Source organism: Albidovulum sp., from assembly GCF_041919395.1.
In the GTDB taxonomy this organism is placed as follows: Bacteria; Pseudomonadota; Alphaproteobacteria; order Rhodobacterales; family Rhodobacteraceae; genus Albidovulum.
In genome coordinates, this window is sequence record NZ_JAYRTX010000007.1 from 1 (window position 1) to 12,385 (window position 12,385).

General features: G+C 68.3%; 15 protein-coding genes. 4 read left to right on the plus strand and 11 right to left on the minus strand.

The features are described from left to right. Positions 1-76: 76 nt before the first annotated feature. The 10 genes from ACMUOO_RS02435 to ACMUOO_RS02480 all read right to left on the minus strand — a co-directional run bounded on the left by ACMUOO_RS02435 (position 77) and on the right by ACMUOO_RS02480 (position 8,121). The gene (locus ACMUOO_RS02435) at positions 77-1,516 is read right to left on the minus strand and encodes an FAD-binding oxidoreductase (protein WP_301918638.1); all 1,440 of its coding nucleotides are present in this window, start codon (positions 1,514-1,516) and stop codon (positions 77-79) included. Positions 1,517-1,626: 110 nt separating this feature from the next. After that, positions 1,627-2,826 (minus strand): cytochrome P450, encoded by a 1,200-nt coding sequence (locus tag ACMUOO_RS02440; protein WP_301918639.1) that lies wholly within the window; start codon positions 2,824-2,826, stop codon positions 1,627-1,629. Between the two features lie 31 nt (positions 2,827-2,857). After that, entirely contained in the window at positions 2,858-3,772 is a 915-nt protein-coding gene (locus tag ACMUOO_RS02445; RefSeq protein WP_301918640.1) for a DMT family transporter, read from the minus strand. Positions 3,773-3,862: 90 nt separating this feature from the next. After that, positions 3,863-4,606 carry a triose-phosphate isomerase gene (gene tpiA / locus ACMUOO_RS02450; RefSeq protein ID WP_301918641.1) on the minus strand — a complete coding sequence of 248 codons (744 nt, stop codon included), beginning with the start codon at positions 4,604-4,606 and terminating at the stop codon, positions 3,863-3,865. An 11-nt stretch (positions 4,607-4,617) separates the two neighbouring features. Continuing rightward, positions 4,618-4,944, minus strand: coding sequence for a TfoX/Sxy family protein (locus ACMUOO_RS02455; RefSeq protein WP_301918642.1), 327 nt, complete (start codon positions 4,942-4,944; stop codon positions 4,618-4,620). Further along, positions 4,941-5,312: a HesB/IscA family protein gene (locus ACMUOO_RS02460; protein WP_301918643.1), complete on the minus strand. Its 372-nt coding sequence runs from the start codon at positions 5,310-5,312 to the stop codon at positions 4,941-4,943. The genes ACMUOO_RS02455 and ACMUOO_RS02460 overlap by 4 nt, the downstream gene beginning before the upstream one ends. 28 nt (positions 5,313-5,340) lie before the next feature. Beyond that, positions 5,341-6,060: a DUF3307 domain-containing protein gene (locus ACMUOO_RS02465; protein ID WP_413854845.1), complete on the minus strand. Its 720-nt coding sequence runs from the start codon at positions 6,058-6,060 to the stop codon at positions 5,341-5,343. Continuing rightward, positions 6,057-6,719 (minus strand): hypothetical protein, encoded by a 663-nt coding sequence (locus ACMUOO_RS02470; RefSeq protein WP_413854846.1) that lies wholly within the window; start codon positions 6,717-6,719, stop codon positions 6,057-6,059. Before ACMUOO_RS02470 ends, ACMUOO_RS02465 begins: the two co-directional genes overlap by 4 nt. 79 nt (positions 6,720-6,798) lie before the next feature. Continuing rightward, on the minus strand, positions 6,799-7,164 hold the full coding sequence (locus ACMUOO_RS02475; RefSeq protein ID WP_301918646.1) for an SUF system Fe-S cluster assembly protein: 366 nt from the start codon (positions 7,162-7,164) through the stop codon (positions 6,799-6,801). A gap of 69 nt (positions 7,165-7,233) precedes the next feature. Beyond that, positions 7,234-8,121, minus strand: a complete 888-nt coding sequence (locus tag ACMUOO_RS02480; RefSeq protein ID WP_413854847.1) for a LysR substrate-binding domain-containing protein — start codon at positions 8,119-8,121, stop codon at positions 7,234-7,236. A gap of 95 nt (positions 8,122-8,216) precedes the next feature. Here ACMUOO_RS02480 and ACMUOO_RS02485 point away from each other — a divergent pair, with 95 nt between their 5' ends. Both ACMUOO_RS02485 and tgt read left to right on the plus strand, forming a co-directional pair. Next, complete coding sequence (locus ACMUOO_RS02485) at positions 8,217-9,002, plus strand: 2OG-Fe(II) oxygenase (RefSeq protein ID WP_301918648.1); 786 nt, start codon at positions 8,217-8,219, stop codon at positions 9,000-9,002. Between the two features lie 118 nt (positions 9,003-9,120). Beyond that, entirely contained in the window at positions 9,121-10,251 is a 1,131-nt protein-coding gene (tgt, locus tag ACMUOO_RS02490) for a tRNA guanosine(34) transglycosylase Tgt (protein ID WP_301918649.1), read from the plus strand. A 9-nt stretch (positions 10,252-10,260) separates the two neighbouring features. On the opposite strand, the gene ACMUOO_RS02495 is transcribed toward tgt, so the two are convergent. Continuing rightward, positions 10,261-10,740 (minus strand): autoinducer binding domain-containing protein, encoded by a 480-nt coding sequence (locus tag ACMUOO_RS02495; RefSeq protein ID WP_301918650.1) that lies wholly within the window; start codon positions 10,738-10,740, stop codon positions 10,261-10,263. A gap of 119 nt (positions 10,741-10,859) precedes the next feature. On the opposite strand from ACMUOO_RS02495, the gene ACMUOO_RS02500 reads away from it, so the two are divergent. Next, positions 10,860-11,468, plus strand: coding sequence for an autoinducer binding domain-containing protein (locus tag ACMUOO_RS02500; protein WP_301918651.1), 609 nt, complete (start codon positions 10,860-10,862; stop codon positions 11,466-11,468). A 140-nt stretch (positions 11,469-11,608) separates the two neighbouring features. Beyond that, complete coding sequence (locus ACMUOO_RS02505) at positions 11,609-12,211, plus strand: acyl-homoserine-lactone synthase (RefSeq protein ID WP_301918652.1); 603 nt, start codon at positions 11,609-11,611, stop codon at positions 12,209-12,211. Positions 12,212-12,385 lie beyond the last annotated feature (174 nt).

A 12,385-nucleotide genomic window follows, 5' to 3' on the forward strand; every position in this document is an offset into this window, starting at 1 on the left:
GTTCGCCGCGGCGATAAGGCAGCCCACCTGCTCGCCCCGCCGGAAGGTGGGGCCGGCGTGACGCCGGCCCCGATGCCTACTGCGCGGCCTCCATCACCTTGACCGGTTTCACGTTGTGATTGACCCGGAACAGGTTGCCCGGATCGTACTTGGCCTTGAGCTCCTGCAGCCGTTTCAGGTTGCTTCCGTAGACGCCGTTCACCCGGTCGGTTTCATCCTCCGGCATGAAGTTGATATAGGCGGTGCCCATCGAGAAGGGCGCCGTCCGCTTGAAGACGTCGCGCGCCCAGGCCCGGCAGGCCTCGTCCCTGGCCTTGTCGACCCAGCGGGTGTGGATGTTCATGATGTAATGCGCATTGCGCTGCGGATAGGCGGTTTCGCCGGGGGCCACCCTTGCCATCGCGCCACCGACCTGTGCGATGAATATCTCGCAATCCGGCGCCGGGCTGTCGTCGAGCGCCCGCGAAAGCGAGTCGATCAGGTCATCGGGAAGGTCTGCGAAGTCGTGGCTTTTCCAGTAGTTGCGGGAACCGGGCGCGAGCAGCGGATCGAAGGCCGTCTGCCAGCCGGTGAAGGGGTTCGGGCCGACGACGTCGGCGATCGGCTTGCCGAGCCCGCGCAGTTCCTTCAGCGCCTTTTCCCCCTCTGCCGGGTCGCCGGCATAGCAGACCGCGAAGACGAAGATTTCCCGGCCGTGCCAGTCCTCGGGCAGGAACGGCAGCGGCGGCGCCTTGCGGCAGACGGTCCAGACCGCAAGCTCTTCGGGCAGGCGCGGCGCAATCTCGCGATAAGCGCGATAGAGCCGCCGGGCCTCGGCAAAGGGATGGACGATCAGCCCGGCGAGGACCTCGCCACGCATGGGATGCAGGGCAAACTCGAAGCCCGTGACAATGCCGAAATTCCCGCCACCTCCCCGGATCGCCCAGAACAGGTCGGGGTTCTCCGTGTCGCTCGCACGCCGGCGCTTGCCGTCCGCCGTCACCACATCGGCGGATATGAGGTTGTCGAGCGTCATGCCGTATTTCCGCGTGAGCCAGCCGAACCCGCCGCCGAGCGTGAGCCCGGCGATGCCGGTCGTGGAGTTGATGCCAGTGGGCAGGACGAGGCCATTGGCGGCCGTCTCCTTGTCGACATCGCCAAGCGTGGCGCCCGGCTCGACCCAGGCGGTCTTGGCGGACGCATCGACGCGAACCGACTTCATCAGGGACAGGTCGAGCAGCACGGCCCCCTCGGCGACCGAATGGCCCGCGATCTGGTGCCCGCCGCTGCGGATCGAGATCAGGAGGCCATTCTCGCGGGCGAAGTTGACGGCCGCGCAAACGTCGGCGGCCCCGAGGGCACGGACCACGAGGCCGGGCTTGCGGTCCACCATCGCGTTCCAGACGGTCCGGGCCTCCTCATACCCAGGCTCGCCGTCGAGGGCGACCGTTCCACGGATTTGTGCGCGTAGCGCCCCCACGGCGTCTTCAGAGACAGCGACAGGCTTCAACTCGAGACTACGGATTTGCACTGTCATGGCGTTTCCTCCTTGTGGACTGCTAGGTCTTGCCTGCTGAAACGCCGTTCAAACGCATACCAGATCGCGCCGCTTTCTCCAAAGGCTTCCGGTCGGGCTCTTGCAGTCTCTCAGGCCGCGCTCCCGGCGCCGGTCCCGACCATCAGCCGTTCGAGGCCGTGGAAGTGATAGAGATTGGCGTAACGCGGCGATTCGGCCAGCCCAAGGCGCGGGAGGCGCGCGAAGAGGATCGGCAACGCGATCTGCAACTCCAGCCGGGCGAGCGGCGCGCCGACGCAGAAATGCAGGCCCGCGCCGAAGGTGAGATTGGGTTTCGCCGGTCGGGCGGGGTTGAAGCGGGCGGGCCTTTCCCACTGCGCGGGGTCGCGGTTCGCCGCGGCGAGAAGGCAGCCCACCTGCTCGCCCCGCCGGAAGGTGTGGCCGGCGATCTCCACCTCCTCGTAGGCCCAGCGGGTGAAGAGGTGCAAGGCGGGGTCGAAGCGCAGGATTTCCTCGACCGTGCCCTCGACGTTTTCCGGTGAAAGCGCCCCGCCGCCGAAGCCGTTCTCGATCAGCGTCTTCACGCCGTTGCCGAGGGTGTGGACCGTCGCCTCGTGGCCCGCATTCAGGAGAAGGATGCAGGTGGCGATCAACTCTTCGGTGGTGAGCCGCTCGCCCTCCGCCTCGGCGGCGATGAGGTGGGTGATGAGGTCGTCGGCGGGGCGCGAGCGGCGTTCCTCCACGTAGCCGCGCAGAAAGGCGACGAAGGCTTCAGTGGCAGCGATGGCGGCGTCCTCGGTCGCGCGGCTGCGGCGGGCCTGGTACATGCCGACCATCGCGTTCGACCAGGCGAGAAGGTCGGGGCAGCGCTCTTCGGGGACGCCGAGAAGCCGGGCGATGACGATCACGGGCAGGCGCTGGGCGAAGGCCGGCAGCAGATCGAACTCGGCCTGCGGAAAGGCGTCGATGAGGTCATGCGCGAGGGCAGCGATCTCGGGCGCCAGCGCGGAGATCCGGCGCGAGGTGAAGGCGCGGAGCACCAGTGAGCGGAGCCGCGTGTGGCGCGGCGGCTCCAGTTCCAGCATCGAATGCGCCTCGACCGCGTAGAAGGGGGCAAGGTGATCCGGGGCCGGGCGGCGCCGTTCGTCGGGCACCTCGCGGCCGAAGCGGCGGTCGCGCAGGATGGCGCCGACCACGGTCGCGGAGGTGGCGCAGACGAGCCCGTAGTCGTGCCAGAAGAAGAGCGGGCCGGCTTTGCGGGCGCGGCCGTAGAAGCGGTAGGGGTTCTGGACGAAGGCGTCGTCGGTCGGCGACTGGGTCAGCGTTTCCATGGGGCGAGCTAAGCGCAGGCGAGGGAAGGGTTCAAGCGCGGGGCCTCGTCTGGGCGAGGGCAACGCCGGCCAGCACGAGCGTTGCCGCCAGCGCGGAGGGCCAGCTCCAGCTGTCGCCGAAGGCGAGGGCGAAGAGCATCACGTAGAAGGGCGCCACGTTGGTGTGCATCGCGGCGACGCCGATGCCGAGGCCGGCGACGCCGATCAGGAACAGGATCTGCGACAGCGCCATCGAGCCCGCGCCGTAGGCGGCGGCGAAACCCCATTCCCGCGCACCGATCAGGTGCCAGGGAACGGCCTGGCCGCCGACGGCGGGCAAGGTCGCCTGAACCACGAACACGAGGAGCATCCCCCCGGCGATGGTGACCGCCGTCCGGCCGACTGCCGAGAGCCCCGGCAACGCCGTCACCGAGGCGCGGGAGGCCCAGGTGAAGATGATCGTCGAGGCGAACGTGGCGAAGGCGCCGAGGCCGAGGTTCAGATGTCCCATCCGCGCGCCGTAGACCGCGACACCGCCCGCGACGCTGAGCACGATGCCGAGCACGATCCGTCCAGTCAGGCGGCGGCCGTCCAGCAGGCATTCGAGCGCGATGCCGGTGATCGGCATCGTGGCGGCGATGACCGCCGTGGTGATTCCGTCGGTCCGGCTCTGGCCAAAGATCAACAGGAGCGAACCGCCTCCCATTCCGATCGCCCCCACGGCAAGACCCCGGGTCCAGCGGGCGCCGCGCAGAGCCTGCCAGCCTTCGAGGAGGAACCAGGCTGGCAGCAGGAAGGCGCTCGCGAAGGCGAGGCGCAGTGCCGTGACCGTGACCGGCGGCAGGACGGCGAGGAGCGCGTCGGCGAGCGGAAATCCGATCGCCCAGACAATCATGGAGCCCATGCAGGCCAGGTTGGCCAGAACCACCGAGGGGCCGGGCGAAGGTATCGTGGTTGCGATCGTCACGCCCGGCGTCCGTGCTTGAGGTCCGAGGGCGAGGCTAGGTGCCGGACGGCGGAACCTCCCGCCCGGAAGCGACAGGGGGCGTCGCGAATGTCAGGCGGAGTCGAGCGCGGCGAGGATCGCCCCGAAATCTGCGGCCTTGAGGCTCGCACCACCCACGAGCGCGCCATCCACGTTCGACGTGGCGAAGATATCGGCCGCGTTCGAGGGCTTCACCGAACCCCCGTAGAGAAGCCGCACCCCCGCGGCATCGGCGAGGCGCTTCGCCAGTTCGGCGCGGAGGAAGTCATGGACCTCGGCGATCTGCGCGAGCGTCGGGGTGCGGCCGGTCCCGATGGCCCAGACAGGTTCGTAGGCGATGACCGTGTTGGCGGCCGTCGCCCCGTCGGGAACCGATCCGCGAAGCTGGGCGCCGATGACGTCTAGGGTCGTGCCCGCGTCGCGCTGGGCCTCGGTCTCGCCGAGGCAGATCACCGCGACGAGCCCCGCGGCATGGGCCGCCTCGGCCTTGGCGCGCACGAGGGCGTCCGTCTCGCCATGGTCGGCCCGGCGTTCGGAATGGCCGAGGATGACGTGGCTCGCACCCGCGTCCTTCAGCATGGCCGCAGCAATGTCGCCGGTATGTGCGCCCGAGGCCTCCGGATGGCAATCCTGGCCGCCGACCATCACCGGTCCGCCCTTCGCCTTCCATGCCATCTGGGCGAGGAGCGTCGCGGGCGGGCAGAGCAGGACCTCGGACCGCGGGGCGGGATGGGCCTTCGCCAGCGCCTCGACCTCGGCCAGGCTCGCGGCCAGTCCGTTCATCTTCCAGTTGCCGGCCGCCAGTTTCCGCCGCATCCGATCCTCCCTCAGGTCAAGGCACGCAATGCCTCGCGGGCGAGATCGCAGGCGAGGTCGGGGTCGTCAAGGGCGGCGTGGGGCAGCCGCCAGTAGGGCATGGCAGTCGGTTTCCGCCCGGGGCGGGCATAGGTCCAGCGTTCCCACCCTTCGGCGGTGATCCTCTCGGCGAAGGCGCCCTGGCCCTTCAGCCAGAGCGACCCGTCGGAATGGAGAAGCGCGAAGATCACGCCGTCGCGGTAAAGGCAGAGCCCGCCCATCATCCTGCGGGTCGTGAGGGGGGCGAGTCCGTCGAAGAGCTCGCATGCGAAGGCGATGTCGGCGTCCGAGACGCTCATCCCCGCGCGCCGTCGGCCGGAACGTCCTTGAACTTGATCGATTCGCCGCAGCCGCAGGCTTCGGCCACGTTGGGGTTGTTGAAGCGGAAGCCCGATTCCAAGAGCGAGGTCTCGTAGTCGATCTCGGTTCCGAAGAGGAACATCTGCGCCATCGGCGCGATCATGACGCGCGCGCCGTCCTGTTCCACGACTTCGTCCATGGCGCCGGGTTCGGCGGCGAACTCCATCGTGTATTCCATCCCCGCGCAGCCGCCCTTCTTCACGCCGAGGCGGAGCCCGAAGGCGCCGTCCTTTGCCATCAGGCGGCTGATCTGCGCCACCGCGCGCGGGGTCAGTGTGACCGGGCTCTTGCCGGGAATGCCGAACATGTCGCGTCTCCGTTTCCTGACGCTTAATCTAAGGAATTGCGGCGGGAATTCCAATGGGCGGCAGCGCCGCCATCAGCGCCTGCGTTGCATAGGCCGCGACGAGCGCCCAGCCGAAGGAGGCGAGGGTGCCGATGATGACGTATTCGCCGGCGCGCTGATCCCTCGAGGTCGTCTCGAACCTGAGGACGGATTTCGCAGCGACGAGGAATCCGACGCCGGCGGGCTGGCCAACCATCACCAGAAGGAAGATGAGCCCGCGTTCGAGCAGGCCGATCAGCGTGCCGCCGTTGGTCAGGCCCTTGGGCAGGTCGTCGCCGGCCCAGGGCCGCATCAGGAGCCCGACCGCGAAGCCGCCCGCCCGCGTGGCGATGATCGCGCCGGCGAGTGCCGTCATCAGCCCCGGCAGCCAGGCGAGGCCGGCCCAGACGCCGCCCGCCCAGAGATCGGGGCGGAGAGCTGCGAGGGCCACGAGCGCGGCCAGGTGCGCGCCCTGATCGGCGAGGAAGGCGCCGAGCCCCGGCATGGCCAACCGGGCCTTCACTCCGTCGATGGCCATGTGGAGCAGGGCGAGCGCGAGAAGCTCCCAGGCATCGACCCGGCCGAGCGCCGCCTGCATGAGTGCCAGCGCGATCGCGCCATGGAGGAGGAGGACCGACGGACGCCGCTTGTTCTGCACGATCCAGCGCGTCTGGAAGACGAAGTCGGCGAGGACATGGGCGAGAAGGAGCGCGGCGAGGGTCTCGGTCATGGCAGGTGCGGGGCCAGGGCGGAAAGGCGCTGCATCTCGAATTCCTCTTCCCAGTCGCGAAGGGCTCTGCGGATCGCGGAGGCGCCCGCGCCGTTCAGCCGGTAGCTGACTGCCTGCGGTGAAATGCCGAGGTGCGTGGCGAGGTCGGCGAGGGTCGGATTGTCGGGATCGAGCGCCAGCGCGACGGCCTCGGCCTGCTGCGGCGACCAGCGCCGGGCGCGCTCTTCGATGAGGCGGGTGATGATGGCGTCGCTGGTCGTGACCGCCGGTCCGGCAAGGCCGAGCCAATGGGTCCGGCCCATGTCCTCCAGCGCCTTTCCCGAAAGCTCGAACGCCGGGCCGCCGGCATCGGCCAGCGACTCCCCGCCGAGGTTCCCGGCCTCGCCCAGGCCGATCGCGACGCGCGTCGCGGGCGCGCCCTTCGCCCGCAGCCGCGCGGCGAGGCACAGCGCCGCGCGCAGGCAGAGCCACGGCCGATCGGTGATCACCAGTTGCCAGCCGTCGCCGCGATAGCGGGTGAAGCGGGTGTCCGATCCGCCCTGCCAGGTGGCAATCTCGGCCGCGGCCGCCGCGAGTTCCGCCATCGCGATGCCGAGCGCATCGCCTCCGGCCGCGGTTGAGCCGATCAGGTCTCCGGTGAGGACTGCCGCGATGGTCACCTGTTCAAGTCTCGTTGCTTGATTCCGTGAAATCAAGCTATAAGGCTTGAAGTGAGTAAAATCAAGCCATAATGCTTGATCACATGAAGCCGAGTTCCAGCCGCGCCTCGTCGGACATCATGTCCATGCCCCATTGCGGCTCGAAGGTCATCTCGACATCGACCTGCTTCACCCCGTCGATCGGCTCCACCGCATCGGCGACCCAGCCCGGCATCTCGCCAGCCACGGGGCAGCCTGGCGCGGTGAGTGTCATCACGATCCTCACCTCGTTTTCTGAAGAGATATCAATCGTGTAGATGAGCCCGAGGTCGAAGATGTTGACCGGGATCTCCGGGTCGTAGACCGTGCGGCACGCGCCCACCACGCTCTCGTAGAGCGGATGTTCGGTGGTGGAGGGCTTGATCAGCGGCGTGCCTTCGATCGGCTCTTTCGATTCAGCTGTCATGACGCCTCGTTCGGTTCCTGATAGAATATATAAGGAATGGCGCCGGCGAGGTCCAGAGGCGAAAGGCGGCTAGCCCGCCCGCGCCGCCCGCGCCTTCAGATGTGCGACAAGGGCCCGCACATCGGGGCGGCGTCCCCGCGCGGCCGGGAGGACGGCGACATAGGGCAGGGGCATCGGCATCTGCGCGGGATGGGCGAGCCCGAGCGCGCCCGAGGCGAGGAAGGGCGCGGCCATCCGCCGCTGCACCAGCGCGACCCCCAGCCCCGCGCGCGCCACCGCAAGCGCAAGGCCGGATTGGCCGACACGGGTGCCGCGGGCGGGATCGAGAGACCTGTCGATCCCCGCATGGGCGCAGAAGTTCGCCCAGGTGGGCTGGGTCAGGTAGGTCGGGCCCCAGTGGGTATGGATGAACTCCGCCGCGTCGAGATCGCCCAGCCTGCGCCCCGCGCAGACCTGCGGCGCGGCCACCGCCACGATCACGTCGGTGTAGAGGTCCTCGATCTGCATGCCTCCGTAATAGGTGGCGCCATAGGTGATGCGGATGTCCGCGCCGTCGCGCGCGAAGGCCACCGGGTCATCCTCCACCCGGATGTCGAGGCCGCCGCGGCTTGCGATCCCTTCGAGCGCGGGGGCCAGCCAGTGCTCGGCGACGGAAGGCAGGACAGAGAGGACGAGGCGCGGCCGCGCTGTTCCCTCGCGCAGTTGCCGGGCAAGGGCCGCAATCTCGGTCAGCGCCTGTTCCAGCCGCGGCTGAATCTCGCGGCCCGCGTCGGTGAGGAGAAGCTGGTTGCCCTGTCGCACGAACAGCCGCTTGCCGACATGGTCCTCGAGGTTGCGCACCTGCTGGCTGACGGCGGCCGAGGTCACGCCAAGCTCGCGTCCCGCCTCAACGAAGCTGAGGTGGCGGGCGGCCACCTCGAAGGTGCGCAGGGCGTTCAGCGGGGGCAGGGATTGCACGGCAGCCTCCGAAAGGTTTTCTTACGGATATCGAAAATGAAGTTGGTTGCAAGCCTGCCGCAAGCGGGGAAACCTGCGCCCAAAGGGAGGACGCCATGCATTCCATCATCGATCTCGACCGCTATCCGCTCGGCCGGCCCGGAGCGCCGGAGTGGCGGCACCTCGTCGACCGGGCGAAAGCCGACCTTGCGCGGGACGGCATGTTCAACCTGCCCGGTTTCCTCGCCGAGACGGCCCGGACCGCGACGGTGGCGGACCTCGCGCCGAAGTTCGCGGCCGAATGCTTCACCCACAAGCGCCGCCACAACATCTATTTCCGCAAGACCGTGGAGGGGCTGCCGCCCGATCACCCGGCGCTGCGCGAGGTCGAGACGGTCAACCATACGCTCTGCGCGGACCAGGTGGGGGGCGCGTTGGCGGAACTCTACCGGTGGCCGGCCTTCGCGGCCTTCCTCGCCGCCACGATGGACAAGTCCGCGCTTTACCCGATGGCCGATCCTCTCGCGTCCCACAATGTCATGAGCTACGGCGCGGGCGAGGGGTTGAACTGGCATTTCGACCGCTCGGAGTTCACCGTTACACTCCTCTTGCAGGCGCCCGAGGCGGGCGGAACCTTCGAGTTCCGCAGCGACCTGCGCAGCGAGGACGACCCGAACTACGACGGCGTCGCGCGGCTTCTGGAGGGCGCGGACCCGGAACTGCGCCGGCTCGACCTCGAGGCAGGAACCCTGAACGTCTTTCGCGGCAAGAACACCGCGCACCGGGTGACGCCGGTCGAGGGCGGGAGGAACCGCATCGTCGCGGTCCTGACCTACTACGAACGCCCCGGCGCGCGATTCACCAGCGAGGAGCAGATGGGATTTTACGGCCGCGTCGCCTGACCGGCCGGGTCCCCGTCGCCGGTCAAGCCGGGGCGAGGGGGCGGGGGCCGCGCGGCCGGGCGTGCGGCCGTCGCCGGCCCTTGGCAGCAGGCGCGCATCTGGTATATCGGCTGACGTCATGACAACAGCCTTCTCCTTCCGCATCGACGCCACCGACGGCGCCGCCCGCAGCGGCGTGATCGCGACCCCGCGCGGGAAAATCCGCACCCCCGCCTTCATGCCGGTCGGCACGGCGGCCACGGTGAAGGCGATGCTGCCCGAGAGCGTCCGTGCGACCGGCGCCGATATCCTTCTCGGCAATACCTATCACCTGATGCTGCGGCCGACCGCCGAGCGGATCGCGCGGCTTGGCGGGCTGCACCGCTTCATGAACTGGGAGAGGCCGATCCTGACCGACTCAGGCGGCTTCCAGGTGATGAGCCTCGCCGCCTTGCGCAAGCTCAGCGAGGAGGGCGTGCGCTTTTCCTCCCATATCGACGGCTCCAGGCACATGCTCAGCCCCGAGCGCAGCATGGAAATCCAGCGGCTTCTGGGCAGCGACATCGTCATGTGCTTCGACGAATGCCCCGCGCTGCCGGCGCCGGTCGAGAAGGTGGCCGAAAGCATGCGGCTTTCCATGCGCTGGGCGCAGCGGTCGCGCGACGCCTTCGGCGACCGGCCGGGACATGCGCTCTTCGGCATTCAGCAGGGCGGAGTCACTCGGGAACTGCGCGCCGAGAGCGCCGAGGCGCTGAAGGCCATCGGCTTTGACGGCTACGCGGTGGGCGGCCTCGCGGTTGGCGAGGGGCAGGAGGCGATGTTCTCAGTCCTCGACTACGCGCCCGGCATGCTTCCGCAAGACAAGCCGCGCTACCTGATGGGCGTGGGCAAGCCCGACGACATCGTCGGCGCTGTGAGCCGCGGCATCGACATGATGGACTGCGTCCTGCCCTCCCGATCCGGCCGCACCGGGCAGGCCTTCACCCGGCGGGGCGTCGTCAACCTCAAGAACGCGCGGCACCAGGACGACCCGCGCCCGCTCGACGAGCACTGCACCTGTCCGGCCTGCCGCACCTACAGCCGCGCCTATCTGCACCATGTCTTCCGGGCGGGAGAGATCATCTCCTCGATGCTCCTGACCTGGCACAACCTGCACTATTATCAGGAACTGATGCAGGGCCTGCGCGATGCCATCGCCGCCGGACGGCTTGCCGCCTTCGTCGCGGAATTCCACGGGCAACGGGCCGAAGGCGACATCGAGCCTCTCTGACGGCCTGCCTCACCCGTGGGTCAGGTAGATCGACATCTGCTTCAAGGTCATGTGGACGTCTGGCGAGAAGGTCTCCACCGTGCCCGTCAGGTCGTGGAGTTCCTCCAGAGTGCTCTTCAGCGTCGCGATCTCGTCGTCGGAAAGCTCGCGGTCGCCGCGGGCGAAGCCCGCCATCGTCCGGCTGCCGTCATGCACGAAGGCGACGACCGCGCCGTATCGCAGGCCATGTGCCGCCGCGCGGTCCATCACGCGCGCAGGATCGTCGAGCGCGTTCCACCGGATGGTGCCCTCGTGGGTGAAACCCCAGCGCACCACGGGGTCGTGCAGCACCAGCCCCTCGCGCGAATAGGTGTCGAGCCACTCTTTCGCATAGGACTGGAAAAGATAGCGCGGAGAGGTGTAGCGCACGTGGAGCGCGATCGCGAAGCCCGCCGGGCTCGCAGCATGAAGCTTCGTCAGAAGCGCGCTTATCCTGTCCTGTCCCTTCATCCGGTCTCCCGGTCCCTTTGTCTTCCGTCGCCCGTCGTTTCGTGGCATATGCGCGAAGTTGCCACAACTCTGGGTCGTTTGTCGCAGGCCCGCCGGATCGCGAACGGGACGTATTTACCATGGAACAGGCCGGGGAGGGACGTGAGTTTTCCTACATCGCCCCCGCGGGTTACTACATCGCACTGCGCGTCGGCTTCGCTTTTCCGATCGCCGAGACCAATGCCTTACCCGACGCATGGATCGAACGCTACACCCAACGCGGCTACATGCTGTTCGATCCCGTCATGCAGTGGCTTTACGGCAATTCCGGGGCGATCCGCTGGAGCGAGATCGGGCTCCCGGACCCGATGGGCATCCTCACCGAGGCGGCGGCGCACGGTCTTGTCCACGGCGCGGCGATCTCCTGCGCCTCGACCGGCACCGAGGGGCAGCGCAGCTTCGGGTCCTTCGCGCGGAGCGACAGGGAGTTCAACGAAGAGGAGATCGCGCTCCTCGCCCAGAAGCTGCGCCGCCTGCACGAGGCGACGGCGCCTCCGACGAACCTGACCGAGGCCGAGCTCGAGGCGCTCAGGATGGTACGGGGCGGGCTCCTCCTGAAGGAGATCGCCGGCCGGCTTGGCGTCTCGGAGGGGGCGATCAAGCAGAGGCTGAAAAACGCCAAGCTGAAACTCGGCGCCAAGACGATCAGCCAGGGCGTGTCCACGGCATTGCGTTACGGGCTGATCTGAACCCGAAAACGCGCCGGGATGGTCGGGCCGTGACCGCGCGCACACTCATACGGCGAAACTATGTCACGGACTCGCCAATAAGGATTTTTCCCCATTCTGGTTAATGCTCTAATCGCCTCGCCTATCAGGAGGGGCACATCATGGAAAACATCACCTTCGACCTTCTCGGCATGCATCGGCACGGTGTGGCGTTCTACGACTATCTGAAGATGCGCAAACGGGTATTCGTCGACGAACTCGGGTGGGACATCCCCCACAACGAGTTCGTCGAGATGGACCAGTACGACAATCCGCTGACGCATTATTCGCTCGTCGTCCGGGACGGCCGCCTGATTGGCGGGGCCCGGATGCTCTCGACCCTGGCCGAATGGAACGGCGCGGGCTGCATGCTCAACGACGTGCTTGCGGGCAAGCTGCCGACGATCCCGAAGAGCGTCATCGACGGGCCGATCCGCAGCGCGCAGGTCTGGGAATGCTCGCGGCTCGTCATGGCCGAGGACATCGGCTCTGCCGAGGAGCGGGCGGAATGCCTGTCGCTGATCGTCGACGGTCTGGCGGACATGGCGCGCAGGCAGGGCGCCTCGCAATTGATCTCGCTGACCCGCCTGCCGCTTCTTCGCGCGCTGCGCCAGCTTGGCTGGGCCTGCGACCGGATCGGCCAGCCCTATGTGCAGGACGGGCGCAGCTACGCTGTCCTGAGCATGCCGGCCGCGAAGACCCCGGTCGCCATCGCGGCGGAGTGACCGCAGCCGGGGCGACGCCCCAGCCCGACCTGCGGGCCGGGCGCAGGGCGTCGCCCGGCCAAGGGGGCGACGCGTCGAATTCGCACGTTTGCATCCTTGCCGCGGATGCCGGTTGACGGCAATGTGACAGCGCCCGGCGGAGTCCGGTTGAACGCGGGTGCCGCCCTGCATAAA

What these genes read in the sequence shown, in the direction of transcription:
- tpiA (WP_301918641.1), bottom strand. Translation starts at nt 4,606, where the DNA reads ATGCGGCGGAAACTGGCGGCCGGCAACTGGAAGATGAACGGACTGGCC.
- ACMUOO_RS02495 (WP_301918650.1), bottom strand. Translation starts at nt 10,740, where the DNA reads ATGAAGGGACAGGACAGGATAAGCGCGCTTCTGACGAAGCTTCATGCT.
- ACMUOO_RS02500 (WP_301918651.1), top strand. Translation starts at nt 10,860, where the DNA reads ATGGAACAGGCCGGGGAGGGACGTGAGTTTTCCTACATCGCCCCCGCG.
- ACMUOO_RS02440 (WP_301918639.1), bottom strand. Translation starts at nt 2,826, where the DNA reads ATGGAAACGCTGACCCAGTCGCCGACCGACGACGCCTTCGTCCAGAAC.
- ACMUOO_RS02505 (WP_301918652.1), top strand. Translation starts at nt 11,609, where the DNA reads ATGGAAAACATCACCTTCGACCTTCTCGGCATGCATCGGCACGGTGTG.
- ACMUOO_RS02455 (WP_301918642.1), bottom strand. Translation starts at nt 4,944, where the DNA reads ATGAGCGTCTCGGACGCCGACATCGCCTTCGCATGCGAGCTCTTCGAC.
- ACMUOO_RS02465 (WP_413854845.1), bottom strand. Translation starts at nt 6,060, where the DNA reads ATGACCGAGACCCTCGCCGCGCTCCTTCTCGCCCATGTCCTCGCCGAC.
- ACMUOO_RS02485 (WP_301918648.1), top strand. Translation starts at nt 8,217, where the DNA reads ATGCATTCCATCATCGATCTCGACCGCTATCCGCTCGGCCGGCCCGGA.
- ACMUOO_RS02475 (WP_301918646.1), bottom strand. Translation starts at nt 7,164, where the DNA reads ATGACAGCTGAATCGAAAGAGCCGATCGAAGGCACGCCGCTGATCAAG.
- ACMUOO_RS02460 (WP_301918643.1), bottom strand. Translation starts at nt 5,312, where the DNA reads ATGTTCGGCATTCCCGGCAAGAGCCCGGTCACACTGACCCCGCGCGCG.
- tgt (WP_301918649.1), top strand. Translation starts at nt 9,121, where the DNA reads ATGACAACAGCCTTCTCCTTCCGCATCGACGCCACCGACGGCGCCGCC.
- ACMUOO_RS02435 (WP_301918638.1), bottom strand. Translation starts at nt 1,516, where the DNA reads ATGACAGTGCAAATCCGTAGTCTCGAGTTGAAGCCTGTCGCTGTCTCT.